The organism is Streptomyces sp. Tue6028 (genome assembly GCF_002300165.1).
In the GTDB taxonomy this organism is placed as follows: Bacteria; Actinomycetota; Actinomycetes; order Streptomycetales; family Streptomycetaceae; genus Streptomyces; species Streptomyces siamensis.
In genome coordinates this window covers 295,106-314,065 of record NZ_MLCE01000026.1, presented here as the reverse complement: position 1 = coordinate 314,065, position 18,960 = coordinate 295,106, and the positions used below count along the sequence as shown (strand labels likewise).

Genomic DNA, 18,960 nt, shown 5'->3' with positions numbered 1-18,960 from the left:
CCGCACGCCGGCGGGACCCGTAGAGTTTCGGCGTCAGCCGAATCTTCGAGATCCCGCGCGGGAGGTGCCGTGCCGTCCCTGCTGCACTTCGGGGAGGACGACCTCCTCAACTGCCGCTTCGCGGTGTCCCCGCTGTGGGAGACCCTGGAGGCGGTGCGGACCCTGAACCGTCCCGCACGCCACGGCTACCACGCGCACTGGCTGCGCCGGATCCGTGCCGCGGCCGCGGGGCTCGACCTCGCGCCCCTGTGGATGCTCATGCCGCACCGCGGCTACTCCCCCGACTGGCTCGGCCGGCCGCCGATCGGTCCGGCCGCCGGCTTCGAGGAGGAGATCGCCGCGGTCCGCGCGGCCGACCCCGAGGCGGCCCGCGAGGAGACCGCACGGTCGCTCGCGGACACCCCCGGCGCCCTCGCGTCGGCCCGCGGACGGGCCCTGCTGGACGACCCGGTCCGCATGGTCGGGGAACTGGCCGACCTGGTGGAGGAGGCCTGGCACACCCTTCTCGAACCGGACTGGCCACGGCTGCGGGCCCTGCTGGAGGCGGACGTCTCGTTCCACTCGCGGCGGCTCGCGGAGGTCGGACTCGGCGGGCTGCTGCCGGAGATCGACCCGCGGTTCGGCTGGCGCGCCCGGACGCTGGCCGTCGAGTGGAAGGGGCTCCACGAGCGGGACCTCGCGGGGCAGGGGCTCGTCCTGATGCCCAGCGTCTTCATCTGGCCCGACGTGGTCAGCTCCTACGACCCGCCCTGGCAGCCCACGCTCGTCTATCCGGCGCGGGGCATCGGCGGTCTGTGGGCCGAACCGTCGGACCGGGCTCCCGACCCGCTCGTACGGCTGCTCGGGCGGGGGCGGGCCGCCGTCCTCACCGCACTGGCCGAGCCCGCCACCACGACGGTCCTGGCGCGGCGTCTCGGGCTCGCGCCGTCCTCCGTGTCGGCCCACCTCGCGACGCTCCGCGACGCGGGCCTGCTCACCTCCCGCCGCTACGGCCACCAGGTCCTCTACGAGCACACGCCCCTGGGCCTGGCGCTGGCGTCCGGAGCGGGGTGACCGCGAGGGCTCCGCGCCCACGGCGTCGGCCGGAGCGCGCCGACCTGCGCGGGCCACCGGACACGAAGAAACCCCGGCCCAGGGGCCGGGGTTCGACAAGGGACCAGGTACGGAAGGCGCAGGGGCCGCCGGCCTACGCGGACAGGTGCCGCTCCACCGTCTCCACCTTGGAGGTCAGACCGTCCGTGACGCCGGGGCGGATGTCCGCCTTGAGAACGACCGAGACACGCGGCGCGCGTTCCTCGACCACGGCGACGGCGCGCTTCACGACGTCCATCACCTCGTCCCAGTCGCCCTCGACGGAGGTGAACATCGCGTCGGTGCGGTTCGGCAGACCCGACTCGCGGACGACCCGGACGGCGTCGGCGACGTACTCCCCCACGTCCTCGCCGACGCCCAGCGGCGTCACGGAGAAGGCGACGATCATGCGTTCACGATCCCTTCCTTGCGGGCGCGGGACGCGATCACCGCGTCCTCGGCCTCGCGCTTGAGCTTGCGCTCGGCGAAGAAGCCGCCGGTCGGCAGGACGGAGAGGACGAAGTAGAGGATGCCGGTCCCCGCGCTCCACTTGGCGCGGTTCCAGGCGTCCGCCCAGAAGATCACGTACAGGATGAACAGAACACCGTGGAGGGCGCCCATGACGGGCACCGCGTTGAAGTCCGTGGTCCGCTTGAGCACCGAGCAGACGAGCAGCAGCAGGAAGGAGACGGCCTCGGGGGCCGAGACCAGGCGGAGGCGGCGGAGGGCGGAGGCGGTCTTTATGTCCACGGTTCACCTTCGGTGAGAGATTCGCTGTCGACTTGATCGTCGCGTGGTGGTCGTACGGGTGGCGCCGGGGCTCGCTTTGTGAACGCAAGCACAAGCGTCGGTCCATTGTGGCACCCGGACTCCGGCCGCCCCGGCAGGGGGGTGTCGGGGTGTCCTCGGGGTCGGGATCCTCCCCGAGGACCTGTCGGCGGCCCCACCCTGCGGCTACCTTCACAGCGTGGCGATGTTCCGACTTCAAGGCAGCAAGGTGCTGGCCGTCGACATGACCGGGGACGCCGTGAAGGCGAAGAACGGCTCGATGGTCGCGTACGACGGCCAGATGGCGTTCAAGAAGCTGAGCGGGGGCGGTGAGGGGATACGGGGGATGGTGACCCGGCGCCTCACCGGTGAGCAGATGACGGTGATGGAGGTGAAGGGGCACGGGACCTGTTGGTTCGCGGACCGGGCCTCCGAGATCAACCTCGTGAATCTCCAGGGGGACAAGCTGTACGTGGAGTCGAGCAATCTGCTCGCGACCGACGCGGGGCTGCGGACCGGGACGACCTTCACCGGGCTGCGCGGCGCCTCGCAGGGCAACGGGCTGTTCACGACCACGGTCGAGGGGCACGGGCAGGCGGCGATCACGTCGGACGGCCCGGCGGTGGTGCTGCGGGTGAGCTCTCAGTACCCGCTGACGGTCGACCCGGGCGCGTACATCGCGCACCAGGGCAATGTGCGGCAGTCGTTCCAGTCCGGCGTGACGTTCCGCACACTGCTCGGCGAGGGCGGCGGCGAGGCGTTCCAGATCCGCTTCGAGGGCGACGGTCTGGTCTATGTGCAGCCCAGTGAGCGCAACACGATCGCGGGGGACGTGTGACATGCCGTTCCGTGAGGTGAACTCGAAGATGGTCGAGGCCACGGTGCTGCCGGGTCAACGAATGTTCAGTCAGCGCGGTGCCATGCTCGCCTACCGGGGCGAGGTCTCCTTCACCCCCAACGTCCAGGGCGGTCAGGGCGGTGTGATGTCGATGATCGGCCGCCGCCTGGCGAACGAGGCGACCCCTCTCATGACCGTGGAGGGCTCGGGCACCGTGCTCTTCGGGCACGGCGGCCACCACGTCCAGGTGATCGAGCTCACCGGAGACACCCTGTACGTGGAGGCGGACCGGCTGCTCGCCTTCGACGGCACGCTCCAGCAGGGGACGATGTTCCTCGGCTCGCAGGGCGGCGTCATGGGCATGGTGCGCGGCCAGGTCACCGGCCAGGGCCTGTTCACGACGACGCTCAAGGGGCACGGCGCGGTCGCCGTCATGGCGCACGGCGGCGTCTTCGAGGTCCCGATCACCCCGCAGCGCCCGGTGCACGTGGACCCGCAGGCGTACGTGGCGCACCACGGGGACGTGCGCAACAAGCTGTCGACGGCGCTGGGCTGGCGCGACATGGTCGGACGCGGCTCGGGCGAGGCCTTCCAGCTGGAGCTGAGCGGCAACGGCGCGGTGTACGTCCAGGCCTCGGAGGAGAAGCTGTGAGCGCGTACGGGACCCCGGGCGGCCCGGTCATCCACGACCCGATGACCCTGCCGGTCGACGACAACGTGAACAACTACACCTTCTGCGTGGAGCTCAAGGGGAGCCAGTGGTTCCTGCAGAAGGGGAAGATGATCGCCTACTACGGCTCGATGGAGTTCAACGGCGTCGGACACGGCCGGCTGGACCGTCTGGTGCGAACATCCTTCCATTCGCCTCTGCACGCGAGCGACTGGGTCGTGGCGGAGGGCTCGGGCAAGATGCTCCTCGCCGACCGGGCCTTCGACGTGAATTCGTACGACCTCGACGAGGGCAACCTGACCATTCGCTCGGGCAACCTGCTCGCTTTTCAGCCAAGTCTTGCCCTCAAGCAGTCGATCGTGCCGGGCTTTCTGACCCTGATCGGAACCGGAAAGTTCGTGGCCGCGTCCAACGGTCCGGTGGTGTTCATGGAACCCCCGATCAGGGTGGACCCGCAGGCCCTGGTCGGCTGGGCCGACTGCCCGTCCCCCTGCCACCACTACGACCACGGGTACCTGACAGGTGTAATGGGCGGTCTACGTGCGATGACGGGACTCGGCGGGGCCTCCGGCGAGGAGCATCAGTTCGAGTTCGTCGGGGCCGGCACGGTGCTGCTGCAGTCCACCGAAACCCTCATGGCCGAGCAGGCCACGGGGGCGGTTCCGCAGCAGGCGGGAGTGCCGGGCCCGGGCGGGGTACCGGGTCAGCACGGGGCGCAAGCCGGCGCACCGCGTCTTCCCGGACAGCTGGGGGACCTCCAGCGTCGCTTCGGGCTGTGAGCGGTAGTCTGCGGAGTGTGACATCGAACGCGTGCGCACCGTCACACCACCCTCACTAGTTCGCCTTTCAACATTTTAGGTAGACTTCATTCATGGAGACCGAGACGGCCACGCGCTGGCTGACCGATGCGGAGCAGTGCGCCTGGCGCACCCACCTGGAGGTCAACAGGCTGTTGACGTACCAGCTCGAGAGGGACCTCCAGCCGTTCGGGCTGACGATGAACGACTACGAGATCCTGGTGAACCTCTCCGAGTCGGAGGGCGTACGGATGCGGATGAGCGACCTCGCGTCCGCCACCCTCCAGTCCAAGAGCCGGCTCTCGCACCAGATCACCCGTATGGAGAACGCGGATCTGGTGCGCCGCGAGAACTGCGAGTCCGACCGCCGGGGACTGTATGCCGTCCTGACCCCGCACGGCATGGAGACGATGAAGAAGGTCGCGCCCCATCATGTGGCGTCCGTGCGCAAGCACTTCATCGACCTGCTGTCCCCCGAGGCGCTGGAAGACCTCCACAAGTCGCTGCGGCCGATCGCCGAGCACCTGCGCGGACAGCGCGGAAAGCCCTGACGGAGCGGGCGGGCGGCGGGAACACCGTCCCGTCGCCCGCCGCTTCTCATCGGGACGAGGATCCCGCCGAGCCGCCGTGCACGGAAGACGGCGCCGGACCTTCCGCGGCCGACGGCGCACCGGACGCCACGGCGGGCCGAGAGCGTCGGCTCCGGCCCGGCTCCGCAGCCCTGTCCCCCTCACGCTCCGGACTCTCCGGGCCCATGTGGGGCCCCGCCCCCTCCGCCGTGGCCCGGCCGCCCCAGCCGGAGACCAGCGCGGCAAGCAGTGCCACGGCTCCCGAGACCGCGAAGCACACACTCAGCGGCAGCCGCCCGACCAGCAGACCGATCGCCGCCGTGCCTCCCGAACTGCCGGCGTTCACGGCCGTGTTCACCCAGGCGCCCGCCTGGGTCCGGGAACCCTCCGGAGCCGTCTCGTCCGCCAGCAGATACGCCGTGGTGAGCGCCGGAGCCACGAAGAAGCCCGCGCAGGCCACCGCGGCCGCCAGCGTGCCGAGGCCGGGGGCGAGTCCGGCGGCGGCCAGGGCCAGGCCCAGTCCGACGGCCAGCAGCGGCAGTCGGACGCGGGCGCTGGTCCGCCAGTCGACGGCGCCGTTCAGCAGGCCGCCGACCGCGCTGCCGGCCGACAGCGCCGCGAGCACCCAGGCGACCACGTCGTCGCCGTGGTGCCGTTCCCCGGCGAAGGCGAGGACCAGCAGGTCGACCGCGCCGAGGCACAGCCCGACCCCGGCGGCGACGACCACGGGCCGCACCAGCGCCCGCGCTGCGCTCGGCCGGGCGGCGTCCCGCCCCGGCCTCCGCACACCGGACGGCCGCACGTCGCGGACGGCCGGCGACGCGACGAACGCGAGCGTCCCGGCGCCCACCAGCAGCCCGCTGAGCGCGACGCCGGCCGCCGGGGGCGCGATCTGCACCAGCGCGCCGACCAGCAGCGGGCCGGAGACGAACAGCACTTCCTCGGCGACACCGTCCAGGCTGTAGGCGCGCTGCAACAGCAGCCGGTCGCCGACGAGTTCACCCCAGACCGCGCGCATCGTGGGGCCGAGCGGAGGTGTGCAGGAACCCGCCGCGACCGCGACGGCGCCGAGCACCACCGGGGGCACGCCGGGCCGCCAGCTCGCCGCCGCGAGCGTGCCGAGGAGCGCGGCGTAGAGCAGGGCCATGGGGAGCAGCGCGGCGCGCGGACCGTGCCGGTCGACCAGGGCCGCGCGCGCCGGGGACAGGAAGACGCTGGTGGCGCCGAACAGCGCCATCACCGTGCCGGCGACGGTGTACGACCCGGTCGCCCGGGTCACGGCCAGCATCACGGAGAGGGAGACGATCCCGTACGACAGGCGGCCCAGCAGGGCGGCGCCGAAGGTACGGCGGGCGTACGGGATGCGCAGCACGGCGGCGTACGAGGGCCGCCCGGTGGAAGGCGTGGACATGCTCGTGAATCCTCTGTCGAGGCGAAAAGGGGACACCGAGGGACCGCGACGGCGCAGCCTGCGTACTGCCGACCGATCGCGGGCCTGGGCGGGCCCTACGCACAGAGGAGGAACATGCGCCCTAACTTAACAGCGGACACGACGAGTTGACCACCATGCCCACCGCCCCTCGATCGCCGGACGGACTGCCTCGGCCCACCCGGCACCCCTTGAGAACCGGGGCACGCCACAGCCCGTCCAGCGCTTGAGAACCGGGGGCACGTTTCAGCCCGTCCGGCGCTTGAGGACGAGGCCGTCCAGGCCGATGCCCCTCAGCCCGTCCGACGCCCCTTGAGAACCGGGGACGCACTTCAGCCCGTCCGGCGCTTGAGGACGAGGCCGTCCAGGCCGATCCGGGGGTCTGGGGGCGGAGCCCCCAGGGGCAAGGGACGGGCAGGGGCGGAGGGGGCGAAACACGTCGGCCCCGGACGCCGCTGGGCAGCGGTCTCCGGGGCCGGACAGGTGCAGAGCCGGAGGGGGTCACCCCTCGGTCAGCCGTCCCACGCAGAAAGGGTCAGCCCTCCCACGCAGGAGAGGTCACCCCCCGGACGGCCCTTCCGCACAGGAAGACGTCAGCCCTCGGTCAGCCCCTCCACCAGCGTGTCCGCGGCCCGGTACGGGTCGAGCTCCCCCGCCACGATCCGCTCCGCGAGCGCCCCGAGCCGCCGATCCCCGTGCAGGTCACCGATCCGCTGCCGCAACGCGGTGACGGCGATCGTCTCGACCTCCTGCGCGGCCCGCGCCCGGCGCCGCTCGCCGAGCACCCCGTGCTCCTCCATCCACGCCCGGTGCTTCTCCAGCGCCTCGACGACCTCGTCGATCCCCTCGCCACGGGCGGCGACCGTCTTGACGATCGGGGGCCGCCAGTCCCCCGGCGCCCGCGACTCCCCGAGCCCCAGCATGTGATTGAGCTCGCGGGCGGTGGCGTCGGCGCCGTCCCGGTCGGCCTTGTTGACGACGTAGACGTCGCCGATCTCCAGGATTCCGGCCTTCGCGGCCTGGATGCCGTCACCCATCCCGGGCGCCAGCAGGACCACCGAGGTGTCCGCCTGGGAAGCGATCTCGACCTCGGACTGCCCGACTCCGACGGTCTCGACGAGGATCACGTCGCAGCCCGCCGCGTCCAGCACCCGGATCGCCTGGGGGGCCGCCCAGGCGAGTCCGCCGAGGTGGCCGCGGGTCGCCATCGAGCGGATGTACACACCGGGGTCCGAGGCGTGCTCGGACATGCGTACGCGGTCGCCGAGCAGCGCTCCGCCGCTGAACGGGGAGGACGGGTCGACGGCCAGCACTCCGACCCGTCTGCCCTGCTTCCGGTAGGCCGTGACCAGCGCCGACGTGGACGTCGACTTGCCGACGCCCGGCGAGCCGGTCAGCCCGACCACGTAGGCGTTGCCGGTGAGCGGCGCGAGCGCCGCCATGACCTCGCGGAGCTGCGGTGCCGCCCCCTCGACCAGGGAGATCAGCCGGGCCACGGCCCGCGGCCGGCCTTCCCTGGCCTGGGCCACCAGCGAGGAGACGTCCTGCATCACAGCTCCGTTCACGAGGGTTCTACGAGGAAAACGTGTCAGGCCTTGGGTACCCGCACGATGAGCGCGTCACCCTGACCGCCGCCACCGCACAGCGCGGCCGCGCCGACACCGCCGCCGCGCCGCTTCAGCTCCAGCGCGAGGTGCAGCACGAGCCGCGCGCCGGACATCCCGATCGGGTGACCGAGGGCGATGGCACCGCCGTTGACGTTCACCTTTTCCGTGGACACGCCGAGGTCCTTCATTGACTGGACGGCGACCGCGGCGAAGGCCTCGTTGATCTCGATGAGGTCGAGGTCCTCGACCTCCAGGCCCTCCTTCTTCAGCGCGTGCAGGATGGCGTTGGAGGGCTGCGACTGGAGAGAGTTGTCCGGGCCGGCCACGTTGCCGTGGGCTCCGATCTCCGCGATCCACTCCAGGCCGAGCTCCTGCGCCTTGGCCTTGCTCATCACGACCACGGCGGCGGCGCCGTCGGAGATCTGCGACGCGGTGCCCGCGGTGATCGTGCCGTCGCGGGTGAAGGCGGGGCGCAGCTTGCCGAGGGACTCGGCGGTGGTCTCGCCGCGGATGCCCTCGTCCTTGCTGAAGACGACGGGCTCGCCCTTGCGCTGCGGGATCTCGACCGGCGTGATCTCCGCCTCGAAGATGCCGTTCTTCTGGGCGGCGGCGGCGCGCTGGTGCGAGAGAGCCGCGATCTCGTCCTGCTCCGGACGGGCGATGCCGAGGCGTCCGTTGTGCTTCTCGGTGGACTCGCCCATGGCGATGCCCTCGAAGGCATCGGTGAGTCCGTCGTGCGCCATGGCGTCGAGCATCGCGATCGCGCCGTACTTGTAGCCCTCACGGGACTTCGGCAGCAGGTGCGGCGCGTTCGTCATCGACTCCTGGCCGCCCGCGACCACCACGTCGAACTCGCCCGCGCGGATCAGCTGGTCCGCCAGCGCGATGGCGTCGAGGCCGGACAGACACACCTTGTTGATGGTGAGCGCCGGGACGCCCATCGGGATGCCGGCCTTGACGGCGGCCTGGCGGGCCGGGATCTGGCCTGCCCCGGCCTGGAGCACCTGGCCCATGATCACGTACTGCACCTGGTCGCCACCGATCCCCGCACGGTCGAGGGCGGCCTTGATCGCGAAGCCTCCGAGCTCGGCTCCGGAGAAGGACTTGAGGGAGCCCAGCAACCGTCCCATCGGGGTGCGGGCACCCGCGACGATCACGGAGGTCGTGCTGTTCGTTCCAGACATGAGGTGCGATCCCCTTCCAGCTTGCACAGCTGAGGAGTGAACGAGGGTTTACTCGAATGTACTGAGCGGTAAGCCACGCGTCATCCGGCCCGCGGTGTGATCGCGCGCACGTTGCGTAACCACTCGCGGAGCGCTGCACTGACTCCATGCTGACGCGAATCGACCACATTGGGATCGCCTGTTTCGACCTCGACAAGACCGTCGAGTTCTACCGGGCCACGTACGGCTTCGAAGTCTTCCACTCCGAGGTCAACGAGGAGCAGGGCGTGCGCGAGGCCATGCTCAAGATCAACGAGACGTCCGACGGCGGCGCCTCCTACCTCCAGCTGCTCGAACCCACCCGCGAGGACTCCGCCGTCGGGAAGTGGCTGGCCAAGAACGGCGAGGGCGTGCACCACATCGCCTTCGGCACGGCGGACGTGGACGGCGACGCCGCCGACATCCGCGGCAAGGGCGTACGGGTGCTCTACGACGAGCCGCGGATCGGGTCCATGGGGTCCCGGATCACCTTCCTGCACCCCAAGGATTGCCACGGTGTCCTGACAGAACTGGTCACTTCGGCGGCTGTTGAGTCACCTGAGCACTGACCTCCGTATATCTGGGCCGGTAGGGTTGGGGGCGGCCGTCGCCTCAGTGCGGTGACGGCCGAGGTCCTGCCGTATTCCAGCGAGCAGGACCGAGGGCCGGGGTCCAGGTTTCGGGGGTCGAGCGTCGGGGCAGCAGCCCATGCTCCGCCGTTGATCTGACACCATTCCCCGGGGGCCCCGTTCAGCGGATGGACGGAGCTCGTTCGGAAAGACTTGCGACCAGGGGACGGATGGGACCGCGCAGTGCGGGGCTACGAACGCCAGGAGCGAGAGCCGGCGGCTGACGTCGACCACCTCTCTCGGTTCGAGGCCGAGATGGAGCGGCTGAAGACCGAGCGGGAGAAGGCGGTCCAGCACGCCGAGGACCTCGGCTATCAGGTCGAGGTGCTGCGCGCCAAGCTGCACGAGGCGCGGCGCAGTCTGGCGACCCGTCCTGCCTACGACGGCGCCGACATCGGCTATCAGGCCGAGCAGCTGCTCCGTAATGCGCAGATCCAGGCCGACCAGCTGCGCTCGGACGCCGAGCGCGAACTCAGCCAGGCCCGCGCGCAGACCCAGCGCATCCTTCAGGAGCACGCCGAGCAGGCCGCCCGGCTCCAGGCCGAGCTGCACCAGGAGGCGGTCAACCGTCGCCAGCAGCTCGACCAGGAGCTGGCCGAGCGCCGTCAGACCGTCGAGTCGCACGTCAACGAGAACGTGGCATGGGCGGAGCAGCTGCGCGCCCGCAGCGAGTCGCAGGCCCGCCGTCTCCTCGACGAGTCGCGCGCCGAGGCGGAGCAGGCGCTGGCCACCGCCCGCGCCGAGGCCGAGCGGATCGCCGGCGAGGCCCGCCAGCGGCTCACCAACGACGCCGAGTCGGCCCGCTCGGAGGCCGAGGCGCTGCTGCGCCGGGCCCGCACCGACGCCGAGCGGCTGCTGAACGCCGCGTCCACGCAGGCCCAGGAGGCCACTGACCACGCCGAGCAGCTGCGCAGCTCCACGGCGACCGAGTCGGACAGCGCACGCCGCCAGGCCTCGGAGCTGAGCCGGGCCGCCGAGCAGCGCATGTCGGAGGCCGAGACGGCGCTGCGCGAGGCGCGCACGGAGGCGGACAAGGTCGTCGCCGAGGCGAAGGAGGCCGCGACCAAGGCCCTGGCGAGCGCCGAGTCGACGAACGAGCAGCGCACGCGGACCGCGAAGGAGCAGGTCGCACGCCTGGTCAGCGAGGCCACCAAGGAGGCCGAGAACACCAAGTCCGAGGCCGAGCAGCTCGTCGCCGACGCCCGTACCGAGGCCGAGAGCATCATCGCGACGGCCAGCGAGAAGGCCCGCAGCCTCACGGCGGAGGAGACCGCCTCCCAGCTCTCCAAGGCGGCCCGCACCGCCGAGGACGTGCTGAACAAGGCGTCCGAGGACGCCAAGAAGACGACGAAGGCCGCGTCCGACGAGGCCGAGCGGATCCGTTCCGAGGCGGAGGCCGAGGCCGACCGGCTGCGCGGCCAGGCGCACGACATCGCCGAGGAGCTCAAGGGCGCCGCCAAGGACGACACCAAGGAGTACCGCGCCAAGACCGTCGAGCTCCAGGAGGAGGCCCGCCGGCTGCGTGGCGAGGCCGAGCAGCTGCGTGCCGACGCGGTCGCCGAGGGTGAGCGCATCCGTGCGGAGGCGCGGCGCGAGGCCGTCCAGCAGATCGAGGAGGCGGCCAGGACCGCCGAGGAGCTGCTCGCCAAGGCGAAGGCGGACGCGGACGAGCTGCGGGCGACGGCCACGGCGGACAGCGAGAAGGTCCGCACCGAGGCCATCGAGCGCGCCACCACGCTGCGCCGGCAGGCCGAGGAGACGCTGGAGCGCACCCGGGCGGAGGCCGAACGGCACCGCGCGGAGGTCGTCGAGCAGTCCGAGACGATCAAGGCGGAGGCCGAGCGGGCCGCCGAGGGACTGCGCGAGGAGACCGAGCGGGCCATAGCGGCACGCCAGGCCGAGGCCGCCGAGGGACTGACCCGGCAGCACACGGAGGCCGAGGAGCGCCTCGCCGCCGCCGAGCAGGCGCTGACGGACGCGCGTGCGGAGGCCGAGCGGATCCGGCGCGAGGCCGCCGAGGAGGCGGACCGGCTGCGGTCGGAGGCCGCCGAGCGGATCCGTACCCTCCAGGCGCAGGCCGAGACCGAGGCCGAGCGGCTGCGCAACGAGGCGGCGGCGGACGCGTCCGCCTCCCGGGCCGAGGGCGAGGCCATCGCCGTACGGCTGCGGTCGGACGCCGCCGCGGAGGCCGAGCGGCTCAAGTCGGAGGCGCAGGACACCGCGGACCGCGTGCGGGCCGAGGCGCAGGCCGCGGCCGAGCGGCTGGCGACCGAGGGCGCCGAGACCCTGGCCGCCGCGCAGGAGGAGGCCGCCCGCCGGCGCCGCGAGGCGGAGGAACTCCTCGGCTCCGCGCGCCAGGAGGCCGACCAGGAGCGCGAGCGGGCCCGCGAGCAGAGCGAGGAGCTCCTGGCGTCCGCCCGCAACCGTGTCGAGGAGGCCCAGGCCGAGGCGGTTCGCCTGGTCGAGGAGGCCGACCGGCGCGCCACCGAGATGGTGTCGAACGCGGAGCAGACCGCCCAGCAGGTGCGCGACTCCGTCTCCGGGCTGCACGAGCAGGCCCAGGAGGAGATCACCGGGCTGCGGTCGGCGGCCGAGCACGCGGCGGACCGTACGCGCAGCGAGGCGCAGGAGGAGGCGGACCGGGTCCGCGCCGACGCCTACGCGGAGCGCGAGCGGGCCTCCGAGGACGCGGCGCGCCTGCGCCGTGAGGCGGCCGAGGAGACGGAGGCCGCCAAGTCGCTCGCCGAGCGCACGATGTCCGAGGCGGTCGCCGAGTCGGAGCGGCTGCGTTCGGACGCCGCCGAGCACGCCCAGCGCGTACGCACCGAGGCGTCGGACACCATCGCCAACGCCGACCAGGACGCCTCGCGCACCCGCGCCGACGCCCGTGAGGACGCGAACCGGATCCGTTCGGACGCGGCCACGCAGGTCGACACCCTGATCACCGAGGCGACGTCGGAGGCCGAGCGGCTGGCGACCGAGACCGCCGCCGAGGCCGAGCGGGTCCGCGCCGAGTCCGTGGCGAAGGCCGAGAAGCTCATCGCGGACGCGACGGGCGACGCGGAGCGGCTGCGCGCCGAGGCCGCCGAGACGGTCGGGTCCGCGCAGCAGCACGCCGAGCGGACCCGGGCCGAGGCGGAGCGCGTCAAGGCGCGGGCCGAGGAGGAGGCCGAGCGGCTCACCTCGTCGGCGCGCGAGGAGGCCGAGCGGACGCTGGACGAGGCGCGCCAGGACGCCAACAAGCGGCGCTCGGAGGCCGCCGAGCAGGTCGACACGCTCATCTCGGAGACGGCGTCCGAGGCGGACAAGCTGCTCGCCGAGGCGCAGCAGAGCGCGCAGAAGACCACGGCGGACGCCGAGTCGCAGGCCGACACGATGGTCGGCGTCGCGCGGGGCGAGGCCGAGCGTCTGGTCTCCGAGGCGACCGTCGAGGGCAACACCCTGGTGGAGCGGGCCCGCACGGACGCGGACGAGCTGCTGGTCGGTGCGCGCCGGGACGCGACGGCGATCCGGGAGCGCGCGGAGGAGCTGCGCGACCGGATCACCTCGGAGATCGAGGACCTGCACGAGCGGGCGCGCCGCGAGTCGGCCGAGGCGATGAAGACGGCCGGCGAGCGCTGTGACACGCTGGTGAAGGCCGCCGAGGACCAGCTCGCCGAGGCCGAGGCGAAGGCGAAGGACCTGGTCTCGGAAGCCAATTCCGAGGCGAGCAAGGTGCGCATCGCCGCCGTGAAGAAGGCTGAGGGTCTCCTCAAGGAGGCCGAACAGAAGAAGAACTCGGTCGTCGGCGAGGCGGAGAAGATCAGGTCCGAGGCCATCCAGGAGGCCAAGGCGGCCGTCGAGGAGGGCAAGCGCGACCTGGAGGTCCTGGTGCGGCGCCGCGAGGACATCAACGCCGAGATCTCCCGCGTCCAGGACGTCCTGGAGGCGCTGGAGTCCTTCGAGGCGCCGTCCGGCGGCAAAGACAGCGGAGTCAAGGCGGGTGCCGCCGCCGGCGCAACCCGTTCGAGTGGCAAGACGTCAGAGGGCTAGCCAGAAGCACCGATTCCGTGCTTTGCCGGGACCTTTCACACAGGCTCTGGCAAGCCCTCCGACAGCTAGCCACCCAAAAGGAGTGTCATTCTCCAGATCAAACACGTATCCGCTCGATGACACACCGCTTTGGCCCCTAGGATTCCCCTATCACCTCACCGGTCTCATTCGACAGGAACCCCATGAGCGACACTTCCCCCTACGGCTTCGAGCTTGTGCGGCGTGGGTACGACCGCGCGCAGGTGGACGAACGCATCTCGAAGCTTGTCTCCGACCGTGACAGCGCTCTGGCCCGCATCACTGCTCTGGAAAAGCGCATCGAGGAGCTCCACCTCGAAACGCAGAACGCCCAGGCCCAGGTCACCGACGCGGAGCCGTCGTACGCGGGTCTCGGCGCGCGGGTCGAGAAGATCCTCCGCCTCGCCGAGGAGGAGGCGAAGGACCTGCGCGAGGAGGCCCGTCGCGCTTCCGAGCAGCACCGCGAGCTCGCCGAGTCGGCGGCCCAGCAGGTGCGCAACGACGCGGAATCGTTCGCCGCGGACCGCAAGGCCAAGGCGGAGGACGAGGGCGTCCGGATCGTCGAGAAGGCCAAGAGCGACGCCTCCCAGCTGCGCTCCGACGCGCAGAAGGACGCGCAGTCCAAGCGTGAGGAGGCGGACGCCCTCTTCGAGGAGACCCGCGCCAAGGCCGCGCAGGCCGCCGCGGACTTCGAGACGAACCTCGCCAAGCGCCGCGAGCAGTCGGAGCGGGACCTGGCCTCGCGTCAGGCCAAGGCCGAGAAGCGTCTCGCGGAGATCGAGCACCGCGCCGAGCAGCTCCGCCTGGAGGCCGAGAAGCTGCGCACGGACGCCGAGCGCCGCGCCCGCCAGACGGTGGAGACGGCTCAGCGCCAGGCCGAGGACATCGTGGCCGACGCGAACGCCAAGGCCGACCGGATCCGTTCGGAATCCGAGCGCGAGCTCGCGGCTCTCACCAACCGCCGCGACTCGATCAACGCCCAGCTCACCAACGTCCGCGAGATGCTCGCGACGCTCACGGGCGCCGCGGTGGCCGCTGCCGGCACGCCGGCCGAGGACGAGCCGATCTCCCGTGGTGTTCCGGCCCAGCAGTCCCGGTAATCGCAGGACCGGCTGACGACGCCGCAGGCCCGCACTCTCTCCTCGGGGGTGCGGGCCTTCGTCGTGCCGGGATGCTCAAGTGGCAGGCCCCTGCACCCCGTCTTAGCGTGGCCGCATGATCGAACTCGTGGGGCTGACCAAGCGGTACGGCGAGAAGGTGGCGGTCAACAACCTCTCCTTCACCGTCAGACCGGGCATCGTGACGGGCTTCCTCGGCCCGAACGGCGCCGGCAAGTCCACCACGATGCGGATGGTGCTCGGGCTCGACCACCCCACCACGGGCGACGTACGGATCGACGGCCGCCACTACGACCATCTCAAGGACCCGCTCAAGTACATCGGCGCCCTGCTGGACGCGAAGGCCATGCACGGCGGGCGCAGCGCCTTCAACCACCTGCTGTGTCTGGCCCAGAGCAACGGCATCCCGAGGGCGCGGGTGCACGAGGTCCTCGACACGGTGGGGCTCACGGCGGTGGCGAGGAAGAAGGCGAAGGGCTTCTCGCTCGGCATGGGCCAGCGGCTCGGCATCGCGGGCGCGCTGCTCGGCGACCCGCGGATCCTGATGTTCGACGAACCGGTCAACGGCCTCGACCCCGAGGGCATCCACTGGATCCGCAACCTGATGAAGTCCCTGGCCGCCCAGGGGCGTACGGTCTTCGTCTCCTCGCACCTGATGAGCGAGATGGCGCTGACCGCCGACCACCTGGTCGTCATCGGCCAGGGCCGGCTGCTCGCCGACACGTCCATGGCGGACTTCATCCAGCAGAACTCGCGGTCCTACGTGCGGATCCGCTCCCCGCAGCGCGAGCGGCTGCTCGACGTGCTGCACGGCGCGGGCATCACCGTCGTCGAGTCGGGCAGCGGCACGCTGGAAGTGGACGGCGGCAAGCCGGAGCACATCGGTGAGCTGGCCGCCCAGCACCAGATCGTGCTGCACGAGCTCAGTCCGCAGCAGGCCTCCCTGGAGGAGGCCTTCATGCAGCTGACCGCGGAGTCGGTGGAGTACCACGCGCACGCGGACACCCCGCACGCACCGCCGGAGCCCCGCCGGGAGTGGGGCAGCGACTGGAAGAGGGGGGCCTGACCATGGCCGCGTCCCAGGTCCTGCGGTCCGAGTGGACCAAGATCCGGTCGGTCTCGTCGACGGTGTGGACCCTGAGTCTCGCCGCGGTCGTCACGATCGCCCTGGGCATCCTGATCTCACTGCTGTCGAAGAACGAGTTCGACCGGATGAGCGTGAAGGACCGGCTGTCCTTCGACCCCACGTTCATCAGCTTCGCCGGCATGAGCCTCGGGCAGCTGGCGATGATCGTGTTCGGGGTGCTGGTGGTGAGCAACGAGTACAGCACCGGCATGATCCGTACGTCGCTCGCCGCGGTACCACAGCGCGGCATGTTCCTGTCCGGCAAGATCACGGTCGCCGCGGTGCTCGCCCTCGTGGTCGGCCTCGTCACCAGCTTCGTCGCCTTCTTCCTCGGTCAGGCCGCGCTCGGCCCGCACCGGGCGTCGATCGGCGACACCGGTGTCCTGCGCGCGGTGATCGGCGGCGGGCTGTACATGACGCTGATCGCCGTGTTCTCGATGGGCGTCGCGACGATGCTGCGCAGTCCGATGCTCTCGCTGGGCATCCTGATGCCGTTCTTCTTCCTGATCTCCAACATCCTGGGCGCGGTCTCCGCGACCAAGAAGGTGGGCCGCTATCTGCCCGACCAGGCCGGCAGCAAGATCATGCAGGTGGTGACGCCACTGGGCGACGACACCCCGTACGGGCCCTGGGGCGGCTTCGGGATCATGGTGCTGTGGGTGATCGCGGCGCTGCTCGGGGGGTACGCACTGCTGAAGAAGCGGGACGCGTAACGCTCAGCGGGCGGCGGGCCGCACCGCCTCACGGCCGTACGAGTCCTCGTCGTCCGGGCCGGGCTCCGGCGGCCCCTCACGGCCTTCACGGTCTCGCCGTCCGGGCGGTCCCGGCCCTCAGTCGTCAGGACCCCGGCCGTCCGGGCGGGGTGCGTCAGGGTCCCGGCCGTCCGGGCGTGGTGCCAGCAGGCCGTCGAAGTCCGTCCACCCCTCCCAGCGCCAGACGTCCTTGTCGAGTTCGGGCTGGAGGGGCACGAAGCGGCCGAGCTCGAAGTCGCCGGCCTCCAGGTCGAACCAGCGCTCGTCGGCGACCTCGGTGCCCAGGCCCACGGTCCGCGCGGTCAGCCGCACGAGCAGTTTCACACCGCGGGAGTCCGACAGGTCCTTGCCCTGGATGTGCCGGAACGGCAGCTCGGACACCGGCGCCTGGACTGGTATCCACACGGTGAACGGCGCCCCGCGCTCGACCGCGAGCCAGTAGCGCTCGTCGGCAGGCTCGCCCTGCGCGTCCAGCACCTTCAGCCACTGCTTGTAGATCACGAGGCTGCCGTCGTGCGGGGACTCCTCCAGGTAGCGCAGGTGCGCCCGGGCCCGCAGGTCCACGACCGAGAGGTTGTCGAATCGGTTGTAGAAGCGGACGGCGATGATCGCGTCGTCGCTGTGGGCGTGCCGACGCGAGTAGCCGGGGAAGTCCGCGGTCCAGGCGTGCGAGATGCTGGCCCGCTGCCGCCAGACGAAGGGCCGCAGCGCGAACAGCTTGATCAGGACGATGCCGAGGAGCACCGCGGGCGCCAGCGCGCCGGTGACGGAGGCGACCGTGGCGAGCAGCTGGTGCGCGGTGCTGTCCGGTTCGGGGTTGAGGTTGTCGGTGCCGACGCTGGCGCGCAGCACGGACAGGCTGAGGTCGAAGAGCCGCTCGCCGTCCGAGAAGCGCTGCGCCATCGACCGCGTCGAGTGCTCGGTCAGGGTCCACCCGACCGCGATGAGCACGGAGAGCCCGGCCAGCGCGCCGAGCGTCATCAGCACCAGGGCGTGGACCGTGCGGCCGGCGATCCACCAGCGAACGGACGTACGGAACCGCGGATGCACCCGGCCTCGCCCCGAGCGCCTCTGTAAGCTCAACTCACATCCCCCGTAACCGACTTGGTCCCACTCGTACAATGGGACGGCATCATTCCCGGTGTCCGTTCCGGCCAACCCCGTCCACGTGGGGAGACGAGCCCCCGCCCCGGGTACATCCCGCGTGGAAGGCTGTGCCCGTATCGCGCGACCACCCCGGAAGGGCGTCACCGTGACGACGAAGGACCGAAGCCTCGAGGCGCTGGGCCTGGACGACGTGCCCGCGAAGAAGCCGCTGACCTATCCCGGCCGCCCCACGACGGAGCCGTCCCTGCTGACCGGCGGGGAGCTGCTCCAGCTCGACGTACGGCCGCTGCGCCTGGGTGAGTGGTACGTGGAGGAGCGGCAGGAGCAGCAGCGGCTCGACGAGGCGCTCGCCGACCTCGGTCAGGTGGTGACGGGGCGCCGCCACCCGGTCATCGCCGTCGGCTCCAACGCCTCCCCCGGCCAGGTCGCCCACAAGCTGACCCGGCTCGGGATCCCCGCGACGGTGCCGATGGTCCCGGTGCGGGTGCACGGCATCGCGGTGGGCTGCTCGGGGCACATCAGCCCGGCGGGCTATGTGGCGGGGACGCCCTACGTGGACCGGGCCGCCTCGGCCACGCTGGTGGTGACCTGGCTGGACTCGACGCAGCTGAAGGCGGTCGACGACACCGAGTTCCCCGACTATCGGCGGGCGATACTCCCCGGCGACACGTTCGCGATGACGATGCCGTCCGGGGAGCGCCTCGGCGGCGCGTACATCTACTTCAGCGCGCACGGTGTGCTCGCCGACCCGGCCACCGGACGGCCGCGCGCGGGCGGCGGCGACCAGGCCGAGCTGCTCGCCCACCTGCTCGCCGACTCGGCGCGGCTGCGCGACCTGCTCGGGCCCGACCCGGCCACCTGGGTGCGGCGGGCCGGAGCCGACCGGTCGCTGCGGGAGCAGGGCACGCTGGTCTTCGGCGAGGAGGGCTGGGTCCTGCCGCAGACCGACTTCCTGCCCTACGTCGACGATTCTGCGGACCTGCGGCTGTACGACGACCTGCCGCCGTTGGGCGACTCGCTGCCGTAGCGCACACCGATGGCGCACACCGGGCGGGGCACCGGGGGTCCGGGTGGCGTGTCTCCGGGCCCTTCGGGACGTTGCCGGAACACGGCGGTTTCTGCCCCTCGGGGTTCCGTTTCGCCCCTGGCCTGCGAAGACGCGTACCTGACAACGCGAGCGTGTGACCTGCGTAGTTTTACTTTCCCTTGAGTGGAACCGTCAGCGCC

Annotated in this window: 17 protein-coding genes; 11 read left to right on the top strand and 6 right to left on the bottom strand. The window is 71.6% G+C overall.

Annotated elements, in window-relative coordinates:
* The first annotated feature begins 69 nt into the window (after window positions 1-69).
* Window positions 70-1,053, top strand: coding sequence for an ArsR/SmtB family transcription factor (locus tag BKI49_RS26145; RefSeq protein ID WP_095936712.1), 984 nt, complete (start codon window positions 70-72; stop codon window positions 1,051-1,053).
* A 133-nt stretch (window positions 1,054-1,186) separates the two neighbouring features.
* Here BKI49_RS26145 and BKI49_RS26140 read toward each other — a convergent pair whose 3' ends face one another.
* Together BKI49_RS26140 and BKI49_RS26135 are read right to left on the bottom strand one after the other, a co-directional pair.
* Window positions 1,187-1,480: an MTH1187 family thiamine-binding protein gene (locus BKI49_RS26140; RefSeq protein WP_095936711.1), complete on the bottom strand. Its 294-nt coding sequence runs from the start codon at window positions 1,478-1,480 to the stop codon at window positions 1,187-1,189.
* Complete coding sequence (locus tag BKI49_RS26135; RefSeq protein WP_095936710.1) at window positions 1,477-1,821, bottom strand: DUF3817 domain-containing protein; 345 nt, start codon at window positions 1,819-1,821, stop codon at window positions 1,477-1,479. The genes BKI49_RS26140 and BKI49_RS26135 overlap by 4 nt, the downstream gene beginning before the upstream one ends.
* A 223-nt stretch (window positions 1,822-2,044) precedes the next feature.
* Between BKI49_RS26135 and BKI49_RS26130 the strand changes: the two genes are divergently transcribed.
* The 4 genes from BKI49_RS26130 to BKI49_RS26115 all read left to right on the top strand — a co-directional run bounded on the left by BKI49_RS26130 (window position 2,045) and on the right by BKI49_RS26115 (window position 4,695).
* Window positions 2,045-2,677: an AIM24 family protein gene (locus tag BKI49_RS26130; RefSeq protein WP_095936709.1), complete on the top strand. Its 633-nt coding sequence runs from the start codon at window positions 2,045-2,047 to the stop codon at window positions 2,675-2,677.
* A 1-nt stretch (window position 2,678) separates the two neighbouring features.
* Window positions 2,679-3,329, top strand: a complete 651-nt coding sequence (locus tag BKI49_RS26125) for an AIM24 family protein (protein ID WP_028804261.1) — start codon at window positions 2,679-2,681, stop codon at window positions 3,327-3,329.
* Complete coding sequence (locus BKI49_RS26120; RefSeq protein WP_095936708.1) at window positions 3,326-4,126, top strand: AIM24 family protein; 801 nt, start codon at window positions 3,326-3,328, stop codon at window positions 4,124-4,126. Before BKI49_RS26125 ends, BKI49_RS26120 begins: the two co-directional genes overlap by 4 nt.
* A gap of 92 nt (window positions 4,127-4,218) precedes the next feature.
* Window positions 4,219-4,695 carry a MarR family winged helix-turn-helix transcriptional regulator gene (locus tag BKI49_RS26115; RefSeq protein ID WP_028804259.1) on the top strand — a complete coding sequence of 159 codons (477 nt, stop codon included), beginning with the start codon at window positions 4,219-4,221 and terminating at the stop codon, window positions 4,693-4,695.
* Between the two features lie 46 nt (window positions 4,696-4,741).
* Here the strand turns inward: BKI49_RS26115 and BKI49_RS26110 are convergent, their stop codons facing one another.
* From BKI49_RS26110 to BKI49_RS26100, 3 genes are all read right to left on the bottom strand, one after another.
* Window positions 4,742-6,124, bottom strand: a complete 1,383-nt coding sequence (locus BKI49_RS26110) for an MFS transporter (RefSeq protein WP_107469430.1) — start codon at window positions 6,122-6,124, stop codon at window positions 4,742-4,744.
* A 611-nt stretch (window positions 6,125-6,735) separates the two neighbouring features.
* Window positions 6,736-7,692 carry a methylmalonyl Co-A mutase-associated GTPase MeaB gene (meaB, locus tag BKI49_RS26105; protein ID WP_095936707.1) on the bottom strand — a complete coding sequence of 319 codons (957 nt, stop codon included), beginning with the start codon at window positions 7,690-7,692 and terminating at the stop codon, window positions 6,736-6,738.
* 38 nt (window positions 7,693-7,730) lie between these two features.
* Entirely contained in the window at window positions 7,731-8,933 is a 1,203-nt protein-coding gene (locus BKI49_RS26100; protein WP_095936706.1) for an acetyl-CoA C-acetyltransferase, read from the bottom strand.
* Between the two features lie 146 nt (window positions 8,934-9,079).
* On the opposite strand from BKI49_RS26100, the gene mce reads away from it, so the two are divergent.
* The 5 genes from mce to BKI49_RS26075 all read left to right on the top strand — a co-directional run bounded on the left by mce (window position 9,080) and on the right by BKI49_RS26075 (window position 16,587).
* The gene (gene mce / locus BKI49_RS26095; RefSeq protein ID WP_095936705.1) at window positions 9,080-9,520 is read left to right on the top strand and encodes a methylmalonyl-CoA epimerase; all 441 of its coding nucleotides are present in this window, start codon (window positions 9,080-9,082) and stop codon (window positions 9,518-9,520) included.
* Window positions 9,521-9,763: 243 nt separating this feature from the next.
* Window positions 9,764-13,612: a polarized growth protein Scy gene (gene scy, locus BKI49_RS26090; RefSeq protein ID WP_095936704.1), complete on the top strand. Its 3,849-nt coding sequence runs from the start codon at window positions 9,764-9,766 to the stop codon at window positions 13,610-13,612.
* 182 nt (window positions 13,613-13,794) lie between these two features.
* On the top strand, window positions 13,795-14,730 hold the full coding sequence (locus BKI49_RS26085; RefSeq protein ID WP_028804254.1) for a coiled-coil domain-containing protein: 936 nt from the start codon (window positions 13,795-13,797) through the stop codon (window positions 14,728-14,730).
* Between the two features lie 115 nt (window positions 14,731-14,845).
* Window positions 14,846-15,814 carry an ABC transporter ATP-binding protein gene (locus BKI49_RS26080; RefSeq protein ID WP_095936703.1) on the top strand — a complete coding sequence of 323 codons (969 nt, stop codon included), beginning with the start codon at window positions 14,846-14,848 and terminating at the stop codon, window positions 15,812-15,814.
* A 2-nt stretch (window positions 15,815-15,816) separates the two neighbouring features.
* Window positions 15,817-16,587, top strand: coding sequence for an ABC transporter permease (locus BKI49_RS26075; protein WP_095936702.1), 771 nt, complete (start codon window positions 15,817-15,819; stop codon window positions 16,585-16,587).
* A 117-nt stretch (window positions 16,588-16,704) separates the two neighbouring features.
* Here BKI49_RS26075 and BKI49_RS26070 read toward each other — a convergent pair whose 3' ends face one another.
* Entirely contained in the window at window positions 16,705-17,676 is a 972-nt protein-coding gene (locus tag BKI49_RS26070; RefSeq protein WP_095936701.1) for a hypothetical protein, read from the bottom strand.
* Between the two features lie 202 nt (window positions 17,677-17,878).
* Between BKI49_RS26070 and BKI49_RS26065 the strand changes: the two genes are divergently transcribed.
* Window positions 17,879-18,760 (top strand): hypothetical protein, encoded by an 882-nt coding sequence (locus BKI49_RS26065; RefSeq protein ID WP_095936700.1) that lies wholly within the window; start codon window positions 17,879-17,881, stop codon window positions 18,758-18,760.
* The last annotated feature ends 200 nt before the right edge of the window (window positions 18,761-18,960 follow it).